The organism is Enorma burkinafasonensis, from assembly GCF_902150035.1.
Lineage (GTDB): Bacteria > Actinomycetota > Coriobacteriia > Coriobacteriales > Coriobacteriaceae > Enorma > Enorma burkinafasonensis.
The window spans coordinates 81,432-105,206 of record NZ_LR597509.1 but is presented as its reverse complement, the minus strand read 5'-3'; the positions used below and the strand labels follow the sequence as shown (position 1 = coordinate 105,206).

Genomic DNA, 23,775 nt, shown 5'->3' with positions numbered 1-23,775 from the left:
ATTATCGTATTTACTCACCGCCGTCGCCGGTGGCTTTGCCATGACTGTCGTACGAAACGAAACTCAGCGGCACAGCGCGGCACTCAAAAATGCAGGTCAGAACCCTATCGGCCTACTCCCACTCGATCGTTCCGATGGGCTTTGGCGTGAGATCCATCGCTACGCGGCAGATGCCCGGCACCTCGGCCAAGATGCGATCGGCGATGCGCTTCATGAGCGACCAGTCGAGCTCCGGCACCGTTGCGGTCATGGCGTCGACGGTGTTCACGGCGCGGATGATGGCGGGCCACTCGTAGGCGCGCTTGCCGTCGCGCACGCCGGTCGCGCGCATGTCCGGCACCACGACGAAGTACTGCCACACCTTGCCAGCGAGCCCTGCCGCATCGAACTCCTCGCGCAGGATGGCATCGGCCTCGCGCAGTGCCTCCAAGCGGTCGCGCGTGATCGCGCCTAGGCAGCGCACGCCCAAACCGGGGCCCGGGAACGGCTGGCGCTCGACCATGGACTCGGGCAGCCCGAGCGCGCGCCCAACCTGGCGCACCTCGTCCTTAAAGAGCAGGCGCACGGGCTCGACGAGCTCGAACTGCAGGTCGTCGGGCAGACCGCCTACGTTGTGATGCGCCTTCACGCCGTCGGACTCGACGATGTCCGGGTAGATGGTGCCTTGCGCCAGGAAGCTCACCTCGCCTGCGACCTTGCGCGCCTCCTCCTCGAAGACGCGGATGAACTCGGCGCCGATGATCTTGCGCTTCGCCTCAGGCTCCGCCACGCCCTCGAGCAGGCCCAGGAAGCGGTCGGTGGCATCCACGTAGACGAGGTTCGCGTCCATCTGGTTGCGGAAGACGTCGATGACCTGCTCGGACTCGCCCTTGCGCATAAGGCCGTGGTTCACGTGCACGCAGATGAGCTGCTTGCCCACCGCGCGGATGAGGAGCGCCGCGACCACGGAGGAGTCGACGCCGCCGGAGAGCGCGAGCAGCACGTTGCCGTCGCCGATCTGGGCGCGCAGGGCCTCGACCTGCTCGTCGATGAACGCCTGCGCGAGCTCGGGCGTGGTGATGCGGACCATATCATCGGGACGCTTGCTGGGTAGTTCCATGACGTAACTCCTTCGGACGGGCCATACCTGGAATCAGTGTATCGGCTGCACCAGATGGAGGAAGCGGCGCTTCGGCCAGCGGCGCCACGTGGGACGGACGCGGCGACAGGCGGCGCTCAGGGCCGCCACCGCTCAACGGCCGAAGCCCCTACATGCGGCCGCGCAGCGCCTGGAGCTTGGCGAGCGTGTCCACCGAGAGCCTGCTGCCGAGCGTGAGCTTGATGTCGGGCGCCGCCTCGGCCTCCGCCACGTCAGCATCCACCTGGCGGATCTCCTCAACGAACATGCGCGCGGAGATGCGCGTGACGCCCTTGCCCATGACCGTCGCCTGAATGGTGCCGTCGCTCGTCACCACCGAGCAGGCGCGGCCGGCCTCGCGCGCCTCGGTGCACAGACGCTGCACCACCGTGTCGGCCGAGACCCCGGTGGGCGAGAACTCGATGCGCACGCCCGCCTGCGGCAGGTTGGGACGATCGGGGGAGATGTTGCCCGCGCCGTCGAACACGATCACCGGGTCGTAGCGTCGCAGCGCGAACGCCGCGACGTCCGCGATGAGCGCCGTGCGGGCGCGGTCGTACACATCGCTGGAATAGGGATCGTCCGACCGGTCGAAGATGAGTTTCTCGTAGCGGGGGCTTGCATGGATCACGTTGTAGCCGTCGACCACCAAGAGCTCGCGCTGGCCACGCGCGTTCGTGCCCCGGGCTGGGTCGACCACGTTCTCGCTCATAAACGCCGTGGCAAACGCGTTGCCCGCGCCATACGTCTGCGCGCTCACGATTGGCTTTGCCGAACCCTCGCCAAACCGCTTTGCCTTCGCCTTCTGCCGGCTCTTCTTACCCATCATGCCCTTTCACGAACGTGTTGTACCTGTGGTCCAATTTGGGACGGGGTCGTTTTGGCCCCAAAGGAGTCATAACGACCCCGTCCCAACATGACCCATCACGCGCGGTTCTGCCGGAGCCACTCGTAGCAAAGCGCTGTCGCCGCCTGTGCAACGTTAAGGCTCTCCGTCTTGCCATGCTGCGGCAGCTTCGTGAGATCGTCGCAGGTCTCGAGCACGAGCCGGCTCAAGCCGTCGCCCTCCGACCCCATCACGAGCGCGATGCGACCGCTAAGCGACATGTCCCAGCAGATACCCTCGGCGTGCTCGCTCGCACCCACCGCCCAGAATCCAGCGCTTTTGAGCTCCTCGAGCGCGCGGGCGATGTTAGGCACTTGGGCGATCGGCAGGTGCATCACGGCGCCGGCGCTCGTCTTGTACGTTGCCACCGTGACCTCCGCCGCACGTCTGCTCGCGATAACCACGCCCGCTGCGCCCACGACCTCCGCTGAGCGCACGATTGCGCCAAAGTTACCGGCATCGGTCACGTGGTCGAGCACCACCACGAGGGCGGGACCGTCGCCCGCACGGGCGATCACGTCGGAGAGCTCGGCATAGGGAAAAGCGCCCACCTCGAGCGCGATGCCTTGGTGCGCGCCATGGCTCGACAGCGCATCGAGCTCCGCACGCGGCGCGCGGAGTACGGGGATGCCCGCGGCGTGCACATCGGCCACGAGCTTGGCGAGGGCGGCGTCGCGATCCTCCCCCTCGGCTACAAGCGCGCGCTTGACGGGGAAGCCCGTGCGCAGCGCCTCCGCCGCAGCACGACGGCCTTCGATGAACGAGCCGGCGGGACGAGATGCCGGGCGCGCAGACTGCGCTCCATCCGCACTGCCCGTGCGGCCCCGGCGCTCGCGGGCGGCCGGTGCCGTGCCCTCGCGACCCCGCGCACCCTGGCTCGCGGCCGTTGAATTCGAACGCACCCCCGTTCGCCGCTGGGAGGCACCGCCGCCCGAACGCTGCCGATTCTGCCTACTCCCCTGCTGTTGGCGAGCCATATGCTTCCTTTCGAGATACCTATCAGACCCGTAGTATACGAGACCCCGTGCCGCGCGTGCACCTCACGGGTCATCGAGCACCTATCTCCATGACAGCGCGTTGGCTCAAATTTGCCAGAAAAACACGCGAGCGCTATATCTATACCGTAAGGAGCGGTAACTTGCGGAGGTCGGGCGCATGTACTTCGAATACGGAGAAACTGAGCTTGCCTACCTGCGGGAAAAGGATGAGCGCATGCGCGAGGTCATCGATCGCGTAGGACGCATCGAGCGCGAGGTCGACCCTGATTTATTCTCGTCCGTAGCGCATCACATCGTGGGGCAGCAAATCTCCACCAAAGCGCAGGCAACCATCTGGCGACGCATGCGAGACGTGCTCGGCGAGGTGGACGCTCAGAGCATCTTGAGCGCCGGCATTGCGCAGCTGCAATCGTTCGGTATGACCTTTCGCAAGGCTGGATACATCACCGATTTTGCCGAACAAGTTGTGAGAGGCTCGTTCGACCTCGATGCCGTGCAGCATATGTCCGACGAGGATGCGATTCGCATGCTCAGCAGTTTGAAGGGCGTCGGCGTATGGACGGCCGAGATGATCTTGCTGTTCTGCCTTCAGCGGCCAAACGTGTTCAGCTTCGACGACCTCGCCATCCAGCGCGGCCTGCGCATGGTCTACCACCATCGCAAGATCACGCGGCAGCTGTTCGAGAAGTACCGGCGGCGGTTTTCGCCGTATTGCAGCGTTGCGAGTCTGTACCTATGGGCCGTCGCCGGTGGCGCCATCCCGGAGATGCGCGACTACAAGCCGAAAAATCCGAAAAAGCCCAAAGTGAAAGCTCAACGGGTAGAGAAGAGCGAAACGTGACGTTCACCCAGGTATATGACTCACCGTTGGGCGATATGTTGCTTGCTACCGACGAACAGGGTCTAGTCGGACTATGGTTTATGGGACAGAAATACTTCGCTGACTCTCTGGCGAGCCCGAAAGAATGTATCGAACACGAAACGCCCGCGCTTGTCGAGACGAAATGCTGGCTCGACGTATACTTTGCCGGACGCGAACCGGATTTTCTGCCGCCGTTGCATCCTACAGGCACGCCATTCCAACATGCCGTGTGGGACATCCTGCTGCAGATCCCCTACGGACAAATCACCACATACGGTGCGATCGCGCGGCAAATCGCAACAGGACGCGGTGCGGAGCATATGTCCGCCCAAGCGGTCGGCAGCGCCGTTGGGCGCAACCACATCTCGATCATCATCCCCTGCCACCGCGTTGTGGGGTCGAACGGAAGTCTAACCGGCTATGCCGGCGGTATCGACAAGAAGATTCGGCTGCTAGAGCTTGAGAGGACAGACACAAGTAAGCTCTTTGCGCCGAAGCACAGCACGGCGCTGTAAGGCAGCACGGCTTCGCACCCAAGCAGGATATCGAGATGCGGTGGGCATCGGCGGCGGTCTGGGCCATGATTCGCCTCAGATAACCGCCCAGACAATCCAGACGACAACCTAGATCTCCCTCCAAGCGGTAGCATTCCGCTGGCAAACGGAGGATCCATCATCTCTTGGTAAGGCTTTTCGCGCGCTTGTGGCGCGAGCAATCATACGCGGCATACTTATCGAGAGTCGTGACCTAAGGAGACACCATGAACGCAGCTGTTGTGTACTGTTCTCAAACCGGTTCAGCCAGGAAGTACGCCGGCTGGATGGCGGAAGAACTTGGCTGCTCGCCTACGTCGCTCGATAACATCGAAACCATAGCTGACGGCGCCGAGCTCGTGGTATTCGTGGGCTGGTTCCATGCGGCGAACATCAAGGGTTGCAAGAAGTTCCAAGCCTACATGGCGGCACACCCCCAGAAGCGCTACGCCGTGGTCGGCGTGGGAGCAACACCCATGCCGTGCGAGCTTTGGCCTGCATCCGAGCACGAGGAGGCGTTCCGTCGCTCCTTCCCGGCTGACCGCTACCCCGACTTGCCTTGGGTATACTGCCGCGGCGGTTTCCACTTCGAACGACTCAGCACCGTGGACAAGATAGCCATGCGCATCTATTTCAAGATGCTTGAAGGCGAAATCAAACGCGGCGACGAGCGCGTGAGAAAGCGCAACCGCATCTCGCTCGACGGCATGCGCAAAGGCTTTGACGATTGCAACCGTGCGTACCTTGAGCCCCTATTCGAGCAGCTTGGATTGCGTGGATAGTATCGGCCGCATCCGCACACAACGCATCAAGAAATGTTCATATCGCACACATAGAAATACGTAAGCATTTTCTTACGCACTTCCCTGAACGGGAGCGCGGACGTTTTCTTGTACATGCTACACCGCGTAGCCGAGCAGCGCGCGGTTCCCGTTCGGAGTCCTCCGGTCCAGGCGCTGGGACGCGCGCCCCGAACGGAACCAGTGGAGCCAGCGGTTGAGCTCGGCCATGAAGCCGCCAGCGCCAGCTCCACGGTCTCCCGCGGACCTTCAAACCGGACCTCCCGGTCCAACTTTTCGTCCGCAGTCCCCAATTGCGCACGGTAAAAAGTGGCATTTTCCCAGGATGCCAGCCGATGCCGACTTCTCCTACGGCTACAAACAGGTGCGGTCTCTCGAAGCAGAAGCTCTGCATAGTGGTCTACATCGACTCGCACAAGGAGCCGCCCGCCGTGGCCCGCGAGCTCGGGAAATCCTCCTCCGCCCGGATCAGGAAGGCGATAAGTCGCATATCGCCAAGCATAAACTCACGAAGTCTATATTTCTATTTCGGAAATAAATTTGAAGAACGTCCAGCCTATAAAAATAAGCAGGAGACACGAAATAAGATAAGCCCCCGCCCAATACACACTAATGAAATACATGCCGAGCAGTTGAGCCATGAGCCAAACAAGCAATCGGGCGACACATGCAGTCGCTATTACGGCAATCGCACGAGCCCCAGCGGTCCAACGGCACTCGCTCTTAACCACCCAGCAAATGCACGCTCCGGTAACCCATACGCCCACATTCGCTAGCATTCCAAGCAAAACCACAGTACTATCGATATTTAATGTGTCACTAACCATTTGAGCTCCGCCCAAAAGCCCAAAGTCAACAAACTGCCACACTGCTCCGCAAATGCACCAGCCAATACACAAGACGCACACCACATCGCCAACATCGGTATTTCGTTTCTCTTTGCCTTCCTGAGTGTCGCTGCCCGGTTTCACGTCTTCTTGTGACATACCTCTCCTAGCCTCTCAAACTACTATTCGATACCTCAATAGAAAGACCCTTGTATCCCAACTCTTCCGCCAACTGAACCATTCCATCTATCATGAGGTCAGGGGCCGCATACGATTTGACTCGCAACACAGACAGCATGTCCACCCACTCATCGCCAAGCCTGACTTCAAAATAAGGCGTTATCGCCCCCGCGAACCCCTCGCGAAAGCACAGCCTAATTGGTGACATAGCGAAGACAGGACAGTCCGAACACCTGCGCGGGCCAACCTGTTCGCTAACGGCGTATTTGTCTGGAGCAAACATTGCTTTTTGCCCAGGCTCGAGTTGTGCAACCTTAAGCACAAACCGATATTCCTGCTCATACTCGAAGCCGGGACGCTTAATAAACGGAGCAATAGAGCAAATCTGCGACCAATGGCAATCTTGGGATACCTCATTCGCCATCACCCGATCGATTGCATCGGTATTGCTCAGCAGAATCCCATCTCTCATCGCAAGATAATCCTTGATGAGGGTTTTTAGGGTGGCCAGTTGCTCACCCCTATCGTAGATTACCTTACCAGCTGACACCTCGACGATCATGCCATGCGTCGCGACAGACTCGGAGATGCGAAGAAGACCGTTCTCCAAGGCTCCAAAATGTAACCCTAGTGCGTAGCCCGCTTGAGATCCGTTACTTGCATAGTTCGACCACACCGCTACGCTGTCAGCTTCAAAGCTGGTAGAAAAGCTGTAGTAGCGCGCGGGGATATCAAAACCAAGCTCGTCACCCAACTCAGCCCTGCACTCATACGGATTCGCAAACCTCGTTATCTCGTGCTCAATCTGAGCCTCAGGCACTCCGAGTTCTCGGCAAACCTCGACCCACGCTCGATCATATAATTCGTAACAATACGCTAGCTCCCCTGGGTCATTCATGAACTCGCAATCGGTGAACCAAAGCGTCTTGTTCTGCAATATGCCCAGCGCACCCTGGGGAGAGGTGTAGTGGTAGACGAGTCCCATGCGCGCTCCTTATTGCATTTGGAGATAGCAATAAGCCTCACTGTAAAGGGAGGCTTATCCCCACTATAGTGGGGATCGCGCGACCTATTTTTGCTGGTCTATCCAAATTAAATCCTCTGCTGCAAGTCCTCCGGAGAAGGCAGTACGTCCCGGTAGTCCTCGGGCAGTTCGTCGCCCAAGTAATAGGAGCTTACCCCCCTACCGGTTGGTCGATGCTGCGCAGCGCGTACTCCGCCACCACGTCGTTCTTCTCCTTGCAGAGCACGAGGCCAATGGTGGGGTTGTCGAACTCATTCGTCAGCATGTCGTCTACAACGGCAACGTAGAACCCGAGCTTTCCGGTAAACTCCGGGCGGAACTTCTCGTTCTTGAGCTCCACCACCAGATAACAGTGCAGCCGCACGTTGTAGAACAGCAGGTCGATGTAGAAGTCCTCGCCGCCGACGCTGAGATGGTACTGGTTACCCATGAATGCAAAACAGTTCCCAGCTCAAGCAGCACCCTCGTCACGTTCTCGACCATCTGTTCTTCGATATCGCGCTCGCTGCGACCCTGCTGTGCCGTGATGAAATCAAAGATAAACGGATCCTTGAGGGCCTGTTGCGCCAGTTCGCTTTCAGGTTCTGGCAGTGTGCGGCTAAAGTTACTCACCGTACCGGACAGCGCTTGACGTTCGTAGAGACGAGACTCGATCTGATGGACCAGCACCGTCCGAGACCAACCATTTTCTATAGCAGCCTGAACATACCATTCGCGTTCGAAGCTTGATTTTGTCTTATCGAGCAGATGCGTGATGTGCCCCCATGGGATTTTGCAACAGCTGTTGCAAAATTCGGAATCTACTTCACGCGCAAACTTTGCCATATAGCGCAAGCTTCGCGCGGAAAACCCTTTTAGCCCAGGAAAAGCAACTCGCAAATCATGTGCAAGCGTGTTGATGTAGCGGGTTCCATAGATGCTTCTATCGATCAGCACCTTTCCAATACGCCAATATAGCTTGATGACCTCGGCGTTTGCACCAACGGCGATACGCGCCCTCGTCTGCGTGATCTCCCGCTTCACCTGATTCAATACTTGCAGATACTCGTTCCCGTTCTCCAGCATGACCGCCTCCCATCCGAGGATTCCACCATGTCGCAATGCTATATGCTCATGCGGACATATGTTCGAATTTATGGAGGCGTCTTCATAAAGAAAAACCGCCCCCTGAGGAGCGGTTCCCATAATTCGCATATGCTACAAGCGTCACGCTCAGCCGCTAGCAGGCAGAGCTGGAGACCAGCACCATATGCTAAGCGCGCTTGATGCGGGTCCCGGCTGCGGTGTCCTCGATGGCGAGGCCCATGTCGCGGAGCTGGTCGCGGATGGCGTCGGCGGTTGCCCAATCCTTGGCAGCGCGGGCCTCGGCACGGGCGGCGAGAATCTGCTCGGCGGCCTCGTCGACGTCATCGCCTGTGTAGGCGCACAGGCCCGCGGCCACGCCGAGCAGGCCCGCGGGCAGCGGCTCCTCCACCACGGGAAGCTCGACGCCCAGCTGCACGAGCGCACCGGCGATCACGGCGCCGCACACGCGCGCCGCCTCGGGATCGACCGCGCCCGCAGCCTGATCGAGGTACGTGTTCGCCTCGGTCACGAGCTGGAAGTACGCCGCGATGGCACCCGCGGTGTTGAAGTCGTCGTTCATGCACGCCTCGTACTCGGCGGCGGCGCGCTCCATGGCGGCGGTGAGCCCGGCGGCGAGCCCGGCATCCGGCTCGCCTTCGGCGTGGTCGGCCGCCCACTTGAGGTTCTTGACCGTACCGGCGATGCGCACGAGCGAGTTCTCGGCGCCCTCGAGGCGCTCCCAGCTGAAATCGAGCGGCGAGCGGTAGTGCGTCTGCAGCATGAGCAGGCGGAGCGCCGCCGCGGAGTGCTTCTCGAGCACTTCCTCGAGCGTGAAGAAGTTGCCGAGCGATTTGCTCATCTTCTCGCCGTCAACGAGCAGCATGCCCGTGTGCATCCAGGTGTTGGCGAAACCCTCATGCCAAGCGCACGTGGCCTGCGCGCACTCGTTCTCGTGGTGTGGGAAGGCCAGGTCGGAGCCGCCGCCATGGATGTCGATCGGCGTCCCCAGGTAGCGATGCACCATGGCGGCGCACTCGGTGTGCCAGCCGGGGCGGCCCTTGCCCCACGGCGAGTCCCACATGGGCTCGCCGGGCTTGGCGGCCTTCCACAGGGCGAAGTCGAGCGGGTCGCGCTTCTCCTCGCCTGCGGCGATGCGCGCGCCCACCATGAGGTCGTCGATGTTGCGCCCGGAGACCTCGCCGTAGGTGGGGTCGCTGCGCACGGCGAAGTACACGTCGCCGTTCTCGGCGGCATAGGCGTTGCCCTGCTCGATCAGGCTCTTGATCATGCCGATCATGGGCCCGATCTCCTTCGTGGCGCGCGGACGCACGTCGGGGTCGAGCACGTTGGCCTTGTGCATGACGGCGATGAACTTGTCCGAGAACTCCGTCGCCACCTCCTCGGCCGTGCGGCCCTGCTCGTTGGCGCGGTTGATGATCTTGTCGTCCACGTCGGTGAGGTTCTGCGCGAACGTGACCTCGTAGCCCGAGGCGATGAGCCAGCGGCGGATCACGTCGAAGCTGATGAACGTGCGCGCGTTGCCGATGTGGATGTTGTCGTACACCGTGGGGCCGCACACGTACATGCGGACCTTCCCCGCCTCGATGGGCTGGAACGCTTCCTTTCGGTGCGTGGCGCTGTTGTAGATCTTCACGAGCGGCTCCTTATCGAGTCTCATCCCGGTTTGCTCGGCTCAAGCGGCCCCTGCTGGCTCACCGGCGCGGCTCGCGCGACGGGCAGGGCGCCTTGTGTCGTACCTGTCCATGGTACCCCAGCGCCGCCTATAGTAGGGGACGGACTAAGACTTAGCTTCCAAGCTGCAGAATTGAAAATAGAGGATTTTCCGGCCATAAAAGAGAGGATTATCTGACCATAAAATAGAGGATTTCCAGCCTGCAAAACAGAGGCTAGCGCCGCTCCAGGAGGCACACGGCCCAGGCGCCGATGCCCTCGCCTGCGCCCTCCCAGCCGAGCTGCTCGGTGGTGGTGGCCTTCACGCCCACGCACTCCACGGGAACGCCGAGCGCGACGCTCAGGTTCTCGCGCATCTGCTCGCGGTAGGGGCTGATCTTGGGCTCCTGGCAGGCGAGCGTGCAGTCCGCGTCGACGAGCTCATAGCCCTCGCGGCGCGCGTAGGCCATGACCTCGGCGAGGAGCTTGAGCGAGTCGGCGCCCTCGTAGGCGGGGTCGGTGTCGGGGAAGAGCTTGCCGATGTCGCCGCCGCGCATGGCGCCCAAGATGGCATCCGCGAGCGCATGCGAGAGCACGTCGGCGTCGGAATGGCCGAGCAGGCCCTTGTCGTGCGGGATGTCCACGCCGCCGATGATGCAGCGGCGCCCCTCGACGAGGCGGTGGACGTCGTAACCGTGACCGATGCGTAGCATGTCGGGCCTTTCTCCTCGGGAACCTTCCCTATCATAGCGCGGCCTCGGCGCGGCGCCACCGGGGCGAGCGGCGCGGGGACCGGCCCGCCATGTAGAGGGACCCCGCCCGGAGCTACCGGACGGGGTCCCGAGAGGGGGCGAGATATCGCGCCAGCCAGGGATCCAGCTACTCCCGGCGCCTCAGCGCGACGAGCGAGCCGCCCGCGATGGCGGCGACGCCCAGGGCGAGGACCGCGCCCACGACCGTGAGCGTGGCGTCACCCGTCCCCGGCATGGTCTCCTTACCGGGCACGGTGGCGCTCGGCGCCTGGGGGCCCGCGGGCGTCTGGTCGGGAGCGGGGCTCTGGCCGCCGTCGCCCACCCAGGAGAGGGCGAAGGGACCGTAGCCGTCGGTGTCAACATGGAAGCGGATGCCGTAGGGCGTGTTCTCCACGGTCACGGTCGAAAGCTCGGTCGTCGCGAGCGCCTCGTCGATCGCCTCGACGCCGTTGATGCCGTACTCGCGGTAGAGATCGCTGTAGCGCACGAGCGTGAACTCGGTGTTCTGGTCCGTGCCCTCAGGGTAGGGCCAATAGACGTCCGCACCGGTGCTCGACGCGATCCAGGCATTGCCGTCGTGGGCGTTCACCAGGTCGAGGTACTGGAAGTCCCAGCAGCGGTCGGCGATCGAGACACCCTGGCCCTCCAGGTAGCTCTCGGCTCGCGCCCGCATAGCGGGCTCGCGGCTCGAGCCGTCGTCGGCCAGCAGCAGCTCGTCGGCCAAGAGGGCGGGCTCGGCCGTACCCGCGGTGCCGTCGGTCCCCGCGAGGCCGAGCTCGGCCCGGTCGTTCGTCGTGAACACGGCGGACCCGTCCACCACGGCGCGGAACGTCGAGGTATCGGACGAGGCCAGGTCGCCCGCGGCGAGCACGGCCGTCGTGAGCTCGGTCGCACCGGACGCGACCTCGTCGGCATCGTTCACATAGCGCACCGTGAGGGTACCGGGGTCGACCTCGACCGCCACGTCCGAGCCGCCATCGGTCGTCGCCTCAAGGCTCTCCCCCGCCTCGAGTGCGACCTCGTAGAGGCCTGCCTGCGCGTCGTCGGCAGCACCGGAGCGCGCGGACCTGCCCTGGGCGGCCGTGCCCTGGAACGTGTAGGCCTCCTCCACGCCGGGAATCATCACCACGCCGTCGGCAACCTCGACAAGCTCGACCTCATCGCCCGCGGCATCGGTCAGCGTGAGCCCGTCGAGCCCGTCAGCGCCGAGCGCGTTCGAGAGCGGCGCGTTCATGCGCACGCGGTAGCGCGGCGCGGGGAACGGGTCGTCATCATGCGAGTCGCCGCCGGTGTAGGCCGTCATGTCGAGCACCCCGAGCGTGAGCGTGGGGTCCTCGGTCACGTAGGTCATGTAGTCGAGCTGGTCGCCGTGCATGCTCTTGCCGATGACGAGCGTCGCGTCGCGCTCGTACATCTTGGCGCTCGGCACGTAGATGCCGTCCGCATCGGCCTGCTCGGCGGCATCGACGCCGCCGGCCGCGTCGTGGTAGTGCACGAGCTTGGTGCCCGGCGTCGAGGCGTCCTTGGGCTCGACCGCGAGGTCCGCGCTCGTGATGCTGATGGGGTTTGCCGCCGTGGCGCCGGTGAACGCGCCGATGACGTCGATCACATGGCCGCTCGGCAGGTAGACGTCGTTGTCCTGATCGACCACGGGGCCGCCCGCGGCGCCGTCGTCCACCTCGAAGGTGCCGCCAACATAGACGCCGTCGCCGCGCGTGGTGCTCTGGTCCTCGTCGCCGTTGTTGCCCTCGATGGTGCCGCCCGTCATGGTGAGGGTGCAGTCCCCTCCCACGAACGCGCCGGCGCCGACGGGCGAGACGTTATCGGTAACGGATCCCCCCGAGACCGCCATGCGCGCCCCGGTCCCCGTGTAGAGCATGATGCCGCCACCGGCGACATCGGCGCTGTTCCCCGAGATGGTGCCGGACGTCATGACGGCCTGGTCCTCGCCGTCGAGCCCGTAGACGAGGATGGCGCCGCCGTTGCCGTCCGTGCTGTTGTCCGTGATCTCCCCGCCGGAGATCGAGAGGTTCGACGTGGGCTTGCCACCCAGGTCCCAGACGGAGATCGCACCGCCGCCCGTGCCGGCGCTGTTCCCCGTGATCGTCCCGTGCTGGATGTCGACGTAGCAGGTCCCGGTGGACCCGTCGTTGCCGTTCGTCAGCGTGCAGATGGCGCCGCCGTACACATCCGCAGAATTGCCCTGGATGGTTCCGCCGGTCATGGTGAACTTGGAGTCGCCGCACTTGATCGGCTGCTCCGACCCCACGGCGATGGTGTACTCCTCGTAGTTGGAGACGTAGATGGCGCCGCCGTAGGCCGCGCCCTGGCTGCTCTCCCTGTGGACGGCGTTGTTCTGGATGGTACCGCCGCTCATGTTCATGGTGGAGCTCACCACCGCGACCGCGCCGCCGCGCGAGGCGCTGTTGCCCTCGATGACGCCGCCCTCCATATCGAAGACGCAGTCGTTGGCGATGAACACCGTGCCGTAGGCGACCTTGTGGTCCTCCCCGTGGTTGTCGCGAATGGCCGAGCCGTCGAGCATGGTGATGTGGGAGCCGTTCATCGCCTCGATCGCGATGCCGAACGCTCCCTTGTTGCAGCTGCGGTTCTGAAGCACCGCGCCGTCGCCGAGGGTCAGGGTGCCACCCTCCATGTTCACCGTCGAGTCCATGGTGTCGGACTCGCCGCCGCCGTCGACGATGATGTGCTCGAGCGTGACGTTCGCATCGCCCGAGATGAACAGGAGGCTCCCGGCGAAACCGCCCTCGTGCCGATACGGCACGACTTTCGCGTCGCCCTTGCCCTCGAGCGAGTAGGTGACCTCGCCCTGGGGCCTGAGCGGCGAGAGCAGGACAATCGTTCCGTCGTTCGCCAGCAGGTCCCGCGCGCGGTCGAAGGTCGCCACGGGAGTCTGCGCCGTCGCGCCGTCGTTCACGTCGCTCGCCTCGACGTCCGCGGTGCTGCCGAGGTACACCGTGTCGAGCGTCCCCTCCTCGCTCGCAAACGCTGCCTGCGGTGCAACCAGCGCCGCGCAGAGCAGCAGCGCGATGGCGAGCAGGGCCGTTATTCTCCTGTGCATCTTGTTCCCCTCACGACGTTGTACGTTTGAGCTGCAATCGTCAAATTGAATATACCCCCTCTACTGTTTCCGCGCAACGGGCGTCCGCAGTTCAAAACGGCACATTCTGGGCAACCCGTCGGTCAGGAAACGGGGCGCCCGCCGGACGCCCCGCTCACGTGAACCTATGTGCGGCTACCGCCTCGCGGCCGCTACCTCTGCGCCGAGCGCCTCCCGAGGGCGACGCCCACGGCGACGGCGGCCGCGCCCGCGGCGAGCACCGCGCCGATCACGACCGGCGTGCTGTCGCCCGTCGCGGCGAGCGTGCCGGCGTCCGCACCGGAACCGGCGGGCTTACCAGCCTGCTGGCCGGGCTGCGTACCATCGGGCTGCTGCCCGCCACCGGGCTGCTCGCCGCCGGGCTCTTCCCCATCGCCGGGCTCCTGCTCACCGCCCGGCTCCTCGCCGTCGTCGACCTGCGTCCAGGTGAGCGCGAACGGGCTGAAGCAGCCCTCGTCCTGGTCTCCGGTGAGCGTGAAGACCACGTTCCCGCCCTCGACGCGCGCGTCGATCACCTCGACCGGGCACGCGGCCACTTGCTCCCCCAGGTTGTCGCGGTACTCGCGGTGCAGGTTCTGGAAGTGCAGAACGGAGAACTCGACCGCCTCGGGGTCGACGCCCGCGGGCACCGGCCAGTGGATCTCGATCGTCGCGCCGTCCTGGGTGCTCACCCAGGCGTTGCCGTCGTTCTCGTTCACGAGGTCGAGGTAGCGGAACTCGGAGTTCTCCGCGGTCAGCTCGTGGCCGAGCTCGCCGGCGCGGTCGCGCAGCAGCTGGGCGGTGTCCTCGTCGGAGTCGCCGGGCAGCAGCTCGTCGAAGAGCAGCGCCACCTGGGGCGAGTCGGAATCGTCGTCGCCGAGCAGGCCGAGCTCCTCCTGTCCGTTGGTGAAGAACTCGGTGCCCTCGGCGATCACCGCCATGCCGATGCCGTCCGCGGTATCCACCTGCTCGGCGTCTCCCACCACGGGCTGCGCCACGTCGGCTGAACCCGCCGCGACGTCCTCGGGCTTGGAGACGTCGCGCACGGTGAGCTCGCCGGCATCCGCCTCGACCGTCACCTCGTAGCCATCCGCCTCGGCTGAGATCGCATCCACGTCGACCGCGACGGCGTAATCGCCCGCCACCACGTCATCCGTCGCGGCATCGCCCTCGGCCACGGCGCCCGTCGTGTCCATCTCGGAGGCGTCAGCGAGCGTGAAGGTATCCGGCACCCACGGCAGCACCACGACGTCGCCGCTCTGGGTGCCATCGGGCAGGGTGCGCTCGTCGCCGTTCACGGTGAAGGCGACGTCGGAGAGGTCCATATCGGTGGCCGCCCCGTCGAGCGTTGCCGTCACCTCGTAGCGCGTCGCCGGGAAGGAATCGCCGCCGAGCGAGTCGCCGCCCGTGTAGGCAACCATGTCCTGCGAGGTGAGCGTGATCTCGAGCACGGGGTCGGGCTCGGGCACCTCGCCCTTTGCGATGCGCCAGGCGTGGGCGTAGGTGGTCCCGTCCGCCCCGGAGAGCGCCTCGGATTCCTGCGTGTACTCCACGTACAGGCCGGCCGCCACGCCGGGCTCGCTCACGAGGCCGAGCAGCTCGGCGTCCGACTCGGCGTCAGCGGGCTCGTTGGTCTTCTGCGAGCGCACGAACACCTCGCCCACCTCGGGCGCAACCTCACTCGTCGAGGGATAGATGCGCCAGGAGCCGCTCGACCAGTCGTAGCGGGCGGCGTCCGTGGTCTTGAGGCTCCCGCCCGCGGCGGTATCGGCGAGCAGCGCCTCCCCGCGCACGTTAAGCGCGGTCTCGAACCCCTCTGTGGCGGTCACGGAGGGCATCGCGAGCGTGCCGCCCTCGTGCACCGTGAGATCGCCCAGGATGGTGGCCTCGCCCGCCATGGCGAGCGTGCCGGACTGCACGTCGATGCTGCCGCACGTCTCGTCCGCGTCATTCACGGGGCCGAACACGGGATAGGCGGTACCGCGGCTGTTCTCGTAGTACATGAGCGTGGCCGGGGCGGTGTTCTTCACGACGATGTGCGCCGCACTCTCGCTGGCGGCATCGGCGAAGTCCTCGTTGTTGCGCGCGTTGGCGCCCACGATCTGGTAGAGGCGCACGGGCGCGTCGTTCTCGAAGTAGATGCGCTGGCCGCGGTAGACGGTGTTGAGCTCGTGGGCGTAGACCGAGGGCAGGCCCGTGATCTCGCCGCCGCGCACGTGGAGCTCGATACCCCGGTCGCCGCGCACGTAGGCAAGCTTGACGTGCCCGGACTCCCAGCCCGTCGGGTCGGCGTCGGCGGGATTGCCCGCGTAGACCCGGCCCACCGTGCCGCCGTTCACATTAAGGGTCACGTTGCCGTAGATCTGCGGCGTGCCGTATTTGACGCCGCGTCCGTCGTACAGGTACTGCTCGAACCACGCGATCGAGCCCACCTCGCCGCCGTTCACGGTCACGGTGACGGCATCCTTGAGGTAGATCCCGGCCGTGTTCTCGTCGTCGCCGCGGCCCACTTCGTGGGCGCCGTCGCTGGAGTACCACGCCTCGCCGAGGCCCCAGACGGTACCCTCGACCACGCCGCCGTTCACGGTGATGGCGACGGTCCCCTCCACGATGTCGTTGCGGCCCATGCCCTGGAGGTCCTCCATCTGCGCGCCATCGTTCACCACGAGGCTCACGTCGCCCTGGATCACCGAGTAGGTGGAGCCGCCGCTGTTGTTCACGGTCGTCTCGAGCACCAGCGTGCCGGCATCGTCGCCCTCCCTGCCCATGATGACGTTCACGTTGCCCGCCACGGTGCCGAGGAAGTAGTAATTGTAGCGGGCATAGCGGTCGTTGAGCGCCTGGATGTCCTCGGGGGCCTGCCCCTGGTCGCCCCCGCTCGAGACGTAGCTCCCGCCCGAGGCCACGCCGGCCGTGCGCCCACTCTCCAGATTCAACGTGATGTCGCCGAGCACCACGCCCGCATAGCGCCCGGGATAGCTCGAGCTCGCGGGTCCGTCATCGGTAACGGAACCGCCGCCCGTGATGTTGCCGATGTGATGGTCCGCGTCGCTCGCATCGCCGCGCAGGTTAACGGTGACGTTCCCGCCCACCTGCGCATCCTTCCCGCCGCCGTAGACCCACGGCGCGCGGGAGTTCGGCCCCAGGTCGATGGTGACGTCGCCCCTCACGAGCCCGTCTGTGGACGAGGTGCCCGAACCGCTGTAGCAGCCGCCGCCGTACACATGCCAGTTCTGCGCCGTGGAGCTCCCCACCCCGCCGATCACGTCGCCGTTGATGATGAGGTGGGTGGACTCGACCGCCCCGCCCTTCGAGCCGCCATAGAGCTGGGCGATGGGCTGGTCGAAGTTCTCGGCGAACTCGACCGTGTGCCCCTGGGCGTAGAAACTGGAGACGGTGCCCTGGTCGCGCTGGGCATGCTGGCCCACGGCGAGCCACACGTCATCGAAGGTGACGTCGCCCACGGCGCACTGCAGGTAGTAGCTCTTCGCGCCGAGCGCCCACGGGCCGTTGCCATCACTCGTGTAGGTGACGTCATAGCCCTCGATGCCGAACTCCACGGGAGCGCGCTGGTAGTTCGCCGAGGTGAGGCCCAGGTCGGCCGTGAGGACGAACGTGACCTCGCTGCCCTCCTCGACGTTCGCCTTGATATCGGCGACCGCTTGCTCGTAGGCCTCCTTCGACCCCACGGTGTACTCGTTTCCCGCGGCGAGCGCCCGCTGGGGCAGGGCGAGTGACGCCAAGCAGGCGAGGGCGGTAAAGGCGAGGACGACGCGCGCCTTCATCCAGCGAAAACGGCTCCGTGAACAAGCAGATACGGGCATAGGTTCTCCCCCGATACACTGAGGCGATGCCGCGCCCCTGCTCCGCGTCCACGAGGTGCCCGTCCGTGCCGGGCGGCGGCGCGCGCGGGGATAGCGCATCATGCCTCTACAGCCAATTAAGTTGAATATACCCCCTCCATCTTTTCCGCGTCAACGTGCAGATAAGACAGAGCGGGCGGCAGTTTTGACAAGCCCTACGCTACGAAAACGGGGCGCCCGCTGGAACGCCCCGTTTACTGAACCTATGAGCGACTACCGCCTCATGGTCTCCGCCTACCTCTGCGCCGAACGCCTCCTGAGGACGATGCCCGCGACGAAGGCCGCCGCACCCGCGGCGAGCACCGCGCCGACCACGACCGGCACGCCGTCGCCCGTCGCGGCGAGCGTGCCGGCGTCCGCACCGGAACCGGCGGGCTTACCAGCCTGCTGGCCGGGCTGCGTGCCACCGGGCTGCTGTCCGCCGCCGGGCAGCTCGCCACCGGGCTGCTCCCCGCCCTCGCCGGCGGCGCTCCACGTGAGCGCGAACGGGCTGAAGCAGCCGTTCTCGGCATCGCCGTCGAGCGTGAAGACCACGCGGCCGTCGACGACCTCGCACGGGATCACCTCGACCTGACACGCGGCGATCTGGTCGGCCGCATCCGGCGAGCCCGCGCCGCCGTACTCGCGGTGCAGTCCCTGGAAGTGGTAGACCGTAAACTCGACTTCGTCAGCGTCGACGCCCGCAGGTACCGGCCAGGAGACCGTCACGTCCGAATCGGTGGAGACCCAGGCGTTGCCATCGTGCTCGTTGATGAGGTCGAGGTACTTGAACTCGGCGTTCCGGGCGTCGATGCCGGCGCGCGCGGCGAGGGCCGCGACCGTGTCATCGGCTGTGCCGCCCGCGGCGGGCAGCAGGTCGTCGAAGAGCAGCGAGATGCGCGCGCCCGCATCGGGGTCGTTCGCGTCGGTGCCGAGCAGGCCCATCGCGGTGTCGCCGTTGGTGTAGAACCTGGCGCCCTCGGAGACCGTCGCGGTCGCGATCGCGGGGTCCTGCGCGTCGGTGGCGGCGTCGCCCACGGTCACGGGGCTCGCCGCGACGACGCCCGCCTGGCCCTCGCCGGCGGCGTCTCCCGCGTTGGAGACGGTGCGCACGGTGAGCGTCGCCGGCTCGCCGTCGGCGGTCGCGACCACGACATCGACCAAGCGCCCGTCGGAGAGCACCGCGGTCACGGTACCGGTGATGGCGATCTGGTAGACGCCCGCGACCTCGTCGTCATCGCTCTCGTTGTCCTCGAGCGTGAACATGGTGCCGAGCTCGGGGATGATGACGGTGTCCTCGCCCACGGTGGCGTCCGCTTCGGAGAGGGCAACCGGCTGGCCGTCGACCATGACCTGCATGGTGACGCCCTGGCTGCCGAGCGCCTGGGTGAGCTCGGCATCCGCGGTCACCTTGTAGCGGACCTCGGGGAAGTTGTCGCCGTCCATGGAGTCACCGCCGGTGTAGGCCACCATGTCCTGCGGCTCGAGCGTGAGCGTTCCGGCCGTGACGGGGTCGCCGAGCGTGAGGTACTGCTCGGAGGTGTCATCCTCGACGATCGTGTAGACGCTGCGGTCCTCGGGGTCGGCTTCCGCATAGCGCGCGCCCGGCTCGTCCTCGTACCAGCCGTTGGCGCCCAGGCCGAAACCGCTGGGATCGATGAGCGTGAACGTGCCGTATTTCTCGCCCGCACGAGTGGAGGCGCCGTCGTCGCTCAGGGATTCGAGCCCCATGTTATGGTCGCCATCCCAGCCTGGATCGACAACAACGCCACCTTCCTGACCACCCTCATCCTCGAGCTCGGAGTAGTTGTAGAAGTCGTTCGCGCCGTAGGCGGCCGTGTTGCCGAAGATCCTGCCGCCCTCCATGGTGAAGGTACCCAGGTTGGCCACGCCGCCGCCGATGCCGTCGCTCGCGCCGTTCGCCTGGTTCTCCGTGATGTCGCCGCCGCTCAAGGTGAAGGTGCCGAGGTTCTCGACGCCGCCGGCCATGCCGCTCGCGACGTTGCCTGAGATGGAGCCACCCAGCATGTCGAACGTATGCGAGACGACCGCCACGCCCGCGCCCTCAGGGGCGGTGTTCCCCGAGATGGAGCCACTCGTCAGCGTGACTTCGCCCTCGGTGAAGACGCCACCGGCCGCGACGGTAGCGGAGTTGTCGTCGACCGCGGTATCGATGATGTTCAGCTCGCCGTTGGTGTAGACGCCGGCACCGTTCGAAGCCGTGTTGCCCGTCACCTCGCAGCCGTCCAGCGTGAGCACGCCGTCGCCCTCGACGTAGATGCCGCCGCCCAGGGGCGATTCGTTGTCGATCACGCTCACGTCGTCCATCTCGACCGTGCCGGCGAGCACGCAGACGCCGCCACCGCCCTGGGTGGCCTCGTTGCCCGAGATCGTCATCGGGTGCTCATCGGTCCCCGAGATGGAGACCGCGCTCTGGCCGGAGACGTTGACGAAGATGGCGCCGCCGATGAGCGGATTGTATCCACGAGCGGCGTCGGCCACGCACCCCGAGATCTCGCAGCCCGAGATTTCGACCGTCATGTCGCTGCCATAGAGGTTGATACCGCCGCCATAACGGCTCTTGCCGCCCGTGATGGTTGAGTCCGTCAGCGTGAACGCGCAGCCGTCATCGATGAAGAACGTGCCGCCGCCGCTCTCGGGCCCGGTATAGCCGTCCAGGAAGGAGGCGTTGTTCTTGAACGTGCAGCCGGTGACGGTGAGCACGACGCCGTCCGCCGCGTTCACCGCGCCACCACCGCGGGCGTTCGTGCTCATGGCGCGGTTGTCTTCGAAGGTGGCGCCGGTGAGCGTCACCGTGGTACCCTCGCCCTCGGCGTAGATCGCGCCGCCCTCGGTCTGGGCGTAGTCGTCGGCCTGCGCCTTGTTCTTGTTCATCTGGATGGGGTCTTCGCTGTCGGCGGAGGCGGCCTCGAAGGAGCAGCCCTCGCCGACGTACACGCCGGCGCCATACGAGCTGCTGCTGTTCGTGCCCACCGTGTTCAAGCTGATCGAGCCCGCCTTCACGGTCATGGACGCGCCGTTCGTGAGGCACACGCCGCCGCCCCTGCGGGCGCTGTTGCCCGAGATCTCGCCGCCGGTCATCTCGATAGTGCCGCCGTCCGCGTGGATGCCGCCGCCATCGCCGGAGGACCGCCAGCCCGAGACCTTCGCACCCTGGTGCAGGAAGAGGTCGCCCGAGACATCCAGGAAGCTCTCCGAGCCCTTCACGCCCGACGCGGAAAGCGAGCCCTCGAGCACGAGCGATGCGCCCTGCTCGACGGAGATGAAGCTCTCCGATCCACCCGTGACGGTCGCGGCGCCCGCGAGCATCGCGGTCCCGCTGGACACGCGGATACCGGCATCGGATGACGTGCGCGTGATGGTCGCGTCCTGGAACGTGATCGTGGGCGACCCGTCGATGACGATCACCGAATCCGCCTCGATCTCACCGGTCACGACGACCTCGGCATAATGCGCCCTGAGCTCAGTCGCGAGCTCGTCCCACGACGTCACCTCGACGGGCTCGGCATAGGAGCGCACCGGAGCGACGAACGCCGCGAGCGTGAGTGCGAGCACGGCAACCGCGAGACGCATGCGCCCGGCCCCCGTCGCGACGATACGGCGGCAACTCTTCATCTTGTCCCCCTTTGGGCTAGGCATCAGCGTGGTACATTGCAGCTTTGAGCGCTGATGAAATCACTGTACCCCCCCCCTATTCCTTTGTCAAAGAAGATGCCCCGGATTCACTAACAGAAAGGGCACCGCACAGATGCGGTGCCCTTGCCAAGGGGGTCTATGCTAAAGAGCCTTCATCAGAGCTCGCTGCGACGGAAACTACCCGTCGCGTCGGCGAGCAACCATACCGCCGACCACCAGGGTCGTACCCGCAACCGCCACGGCTCCGATCGTCGCAGGGATTGTATCGCCCGTCGCGACAAGGCCTTCGGTCTTGCCGGCGGACGTACCCGGGGTGTCACCCGGCTGCCCGGGCTGGACGGGCCGGTCGCCGCGCGCGGTCCAGGTGAGGGCGAACGGGCTGAAGCAGCCCTCGTCCTGGTCGCCGGTGAGGGTGAACACGACGTTATCGCCCTCGATGCGCGCGTCAATCACCTCGATCTCGCACGCGGCGATCTGATCGGCGAGGTCGTCGCGGTACTGGCGGTGGAGCCCCTGGAAGTGCAGGACGGAGAACTCGACCGCCTCGGGGTCGACACCCTCGGGCACCGGCCAGTAAATCTCGATCTGGGCACCGTCCTCGGTGCTCACCCAGGCGTTACCGTCGTTCTCGTTCACAAGGTCGAGGTAGCGGAACTCGGAGTTCTCCTCCGTGAGCACGTGGCCGTCGGCCGCCGCGCGCTCGCGCAGGTACTCGGCCGTATCAGCCGTGCCGTCGCCCGGCAGCAGCTCGTCGAAGAGCAGGGAGATCTGGGCGTCGTCCTCGCCGTTGCCGAGGAGCCCCAGCTCCTCGCGGCCGTTCGTAAAGTAACGCGTGCCTTCGTCGATGACCGCCATGCCGATGCCGCCCGCGGTATCCACCTGAGAGGCATCCGCCACCACGGGCTGCGCCACGTCCACAGCGCCGCTCACCACGCCCTCCGGCTCGGAGACGTCGCGCACCGTGAGGGTCGACGTGCCGAACCGGTAGTCGGCGGGCTTCCCGGCGGCGGTCACGTCCACCCTCGACGTGTCCACGCTCACCGCGTACTCGCCCGCGGCCAGGTCGCTCGTCGCGACCTCACCCTCGCCATCCTCGGCGCCGCCCATCTGGGACCCGTCGCTCAGCGTGAACACGTCGGGTAGCCACGGCAGCGCGACCACGTCGCCGCTCGCGGTCCCATCGGGCAGCGCATGCGCCGTTCCGTCAACCACGATCTCGACATCCGCCGCGTCGATATCCGGGGCGAGCCACACCCGATAGCGGGTGGCCGGGAAGCTGTCGCCGCCCTGCGAGGCGCCGCCGGTATAGGCGACCATGTCGAGAGGATCGAGCATGACGTCGTAGGCGTCAATCTGCCACATGTCGTAGTCCTCGCCTGCCGCGTCCGTCTTGTCCGCGTCGGCCACACGCCGGAAGAAGTAGCCGTCCTCCTCCGCGTTCGCGTTGGGGAGCGTGGCTTTGAGGTCGGAGCGCTCGGTGCTGGCATCGATGTAGTTCGTGCCCACATGGCCGTCGGCTATCACCGCATCGGTGGACCACGCCGCCGGGTCCTCGAAGAGGTGCACGTTCACGGTGCCGCTCAGCGCGTCGCCGCAGGCGAGGCGGATCGGCTCGCCCGTCGCCTCGGGATAGCCCTCGCCCGCAGAGGGCACGATGGGAAGGTACAGCTCCGTCCCGTCGAAGCTCACCTCGCGGTTGTTCGAACCCGTCATGGAGAAGATCGTCTGCCCCATGAGCACGAGCGTGCCGCCCGTGCACTCGACGTCGTTGTACACGTGCGCGGTGCCGTGACTCACCAGCGTGCCGCCGTCGACCTCGAGCCAGTTGCCGATGCGCAGGTCGGCAGCGGAACGATCACTGTCGCCCGCCATGGTCGTGCCGCTCGCGTACTCCTGGTTCCACGTACCCGCCAGGTAGACCCCGGACAGCACCCGTGCCTGGCCGTTGCCGCGCGTGGTAAGCGTCGCCCCGCTTTCCACATGGAGCTCGTCGGTGTTGTAGAAAGGCTTCTGAACGATCTTGCCGGGCTCCTCAACATCGAAGAGGCCATATGAGTCAACGAGCGCGTTCGCACCCGACCCGATCGTCACCTGGTCGAGACGGTTGAAATACCCTATCTCGATGGGAGACCCCTCCGAGCCGCCCGTGATGCTCGCCGTGGTGAGCTCGTCGGTCTCGCCGCTTTCGTACTCTGCATAATGCCCCTGGATGCGGAACACGTGGCCCGACGCCACGCTGATATGGGAGCTGCCGTTGACGGTAAGGTTGCTCTCTTGACCCGAGAACAACCCCGGGTCCTCGTTGTCGAGCGCGACGGCGTCGAGCGCTGCCGCGCGGATCTCGATCTTCACGTCGCCGCTATAGACCGTCTCGACGTTGCCCTGGGACCCGGCGATCACCCGGCGCATCGGCGACGTTCCGTCGAGTTCTTGCGAGTTGTCGTAGACGATGGAGACGGCG

Annotated in this window: 14 protein-coding genes and 1 pseudogene; 3 read left to right on the top strand and 12 right to left on the bottom strand. The window is 65.3% G+C overall.

All coding sequences use genetic code 11. The features are described from left to right. Positions 1-112 precede the first annotated feature (112 nt). The 3 genes from guaA to rlmB all read right to left on the bottom strand — a co-directional run bounded on the left by guaA (position 113) and on the right by rlmB (position 2,980). The gene (guaA, locus tag FS885_RS06785) at positions 113-1,099 is read right to left on the bottom strand and encodes a glutamine-hydrolyzing GMP synthase (protein WP_144744308.1); all 987 of its coding nucleotides are present in this window, start codon (positions 1,097-1,099) and stop codon (positions 113-115) included. A 148-nt stretch (positions 1,100-1,247) separates the two neighbouring features. Further along, entirely contained in the window at positions 1,248-1,829 is a 582-nt protein-coding gene (locus FS885_RS06780; protein ID WP_246060836.1) for an NYN domain-containing protein, read from the bottom strand. A 212-nt stretch (positions 1,830-2,041) separates the two neighbouring features. Beyond that, the gene (gene rlmB, locus FS885_RS06775) at positions 2,042-2,980 is read right to left on the bottom strand and encodes a 23S rRNA (guanosine(2251)-2'-O)-methyltransferase RlmB (RefSeq protein WP_144744306.1); all 939 of its coding nucleotides are present in this window, start codon (positions 2,978-2,980) and stop codon (positions 2,042-2,044) included. 178 nt (positions 2,981-3,158) lie between these two features. Between rlmB and FS885_RS06770 the strand changes: the two genes are divergently transcribed. The 3 genes from FS885_RS06770 to FS885_RS06760 all read left to right on the top strand — a co-directional run bounded on the left by FS885_RS06770 (position 3,159) and on the right by FS885_RS06760 (position 5,178). Beyond that, the gene (locus tag FS885_RS06770) at positions 3,159-3,842 is read left to right on the top strand and encodes a DNA-3-methyladenine glycosylase family protein (protein ID WP_144744305.1); all 684 of its coding nucleotides are present in this window, start codon (positions 3,159-3,161) and stop codon (positions 3,840-3,842) included. Beyond that, the gene (locus FS885_RS06765; RefSeq protein WP_144744304.1) at positions 3,839-4,378 is read left to right on the top strand and encodes a methylated-DNA--[protein]-cysteine S-methyltransferase; all 540 of its coding nucleotides are present in this window, start codon (positions 3,839-3,841) and stop codon (positions 4,376-4,378) included. The genes FS885_RS06770 and FS885_RS06765 overlap by 4 nt, the downstream gene beginning before the upstream one ends. A gap of 245 nt (positions 4,379-4,623) precedes the next feature. Further along, positions 4,624-5,178 (top strand): flavodoxin domain-containing protein, encoded by a 555-nt coding sequence (locus FS885_RS06760; RefSeq protein WP_144744303.1) that lies wholly within the window; start codon positions 4,624-4,626, stop codon positions 5,176-5,178. A gap of 533 nt (positions 5,179-5,711) precedes the next feature. Here FS885_RS06760 and FS885_RS06755 read toward each other — a convergent pair. The 9 genes and pseudogenes from FS885_RS06755 to FS885_RS06715 form a co-directional block, all read right to left on the bottom strand. Beyond that, positions 5,712-6,182, bottom strand: coding sequence for a hypothetical protein (locus tag FS885_RS06755; RefSeq protein WP_144744302.1), 471 nt, complete (start codon positions 6,180-6,182; stop codon positions 5,712-5,714). Between the two features lie 7 nt (positions 6,183-6,189). Next, on the bottom strand, positions 6,190-7,188 hold the full coding sequence (locus tag FS885_RS06750; protein ID WP_144744301.1) for a DUF2971 domain-containing protein: 999 nt from the start codon (positions 7,186-7,188) through the stop codon (positions 6,190-6,192). 190 nt (positions 7,189-7,378) lie between these two features. After that, a pseudogene (locus tag FS885_RS06745) lies at positions 7,379-8,292 on the bottom strand (PDDEXK nuclease domain-containing protein). Between the two features lie 187 nt (positions 8,293-8,479). Further along, positions 8,480-9,946, bottom strand: coding sequence for a cysteine--tRNA ligase (cysS, locus tag FS885_RS06740; RefSeq protein WP_144744313.1), 1,467 nt, complete (start codon positions 9,944-9,946; stop codon positions 8,480-8,482). Between the two features lie 253 nt (positions 9,947-10,199). Further along, positions 10,200-10,676 carry a 2-C-methyl-D-erythritol 2,4-cyclodiphosphate synthase gene (gene ispF / locus FS885_RS06735; protein ID WP_144744300.1) on the bottom strand — a complete coding sequence of 159 codons (477 nt, stop codon included), beginning with the start codon at positions 10,674-10,676 and terminating at the stop codon, positions 10,200-10,202. A 166-nt stretch (positions 10,677-10,842) separates the two neighbouring features. Further along, complete coding sequence (locus FS885_RS06730; protein WP_144744299.1) at positions 10,843-13,797, bottom strand: hypothetical protein; 2,955 nt, start codon at positions 13,795-13,797, stop codon at positions 10,843-10,845. Between the two features lie 191 nt (positions 13,798-13,988). Next, positions 13,989-17,600, bottom strand: coding sequence for a hypothetical protein (locus FS885_RS06725; RefSeq protein ID WP_144744298.1), 3,612 nt, complete (start codon positions 17,598-17,600; stop codon positions 13,989-13,991). 312 nt (positions 17,601-17,912) lie between these two features. Beyond that, positions 17,913-21,293 (bottom strand): hypothetical protein, encoded by a 3,381-nt coding sequence (locus FS885_RS09930; protein WP_186365806.1) that lies wholly within the window; start codon positions 21,291-21,293, stop codon positions 17,913-17,915. 198 nt (positions 21,294-21,491) lie between these two features. After that, positions 21,492-23,723, bottom strand: a complete 2,232-nt coding sequence (locus FS885_RS06715; RefSeq protein WP_144744297.1) for a hypothetical protein — start codon at positions 23,721-23,723, stop codon at positions 21,492-21,494. Between the last annotated feature and the right edge of the window lie 52 nt (positions 23,724-23,775).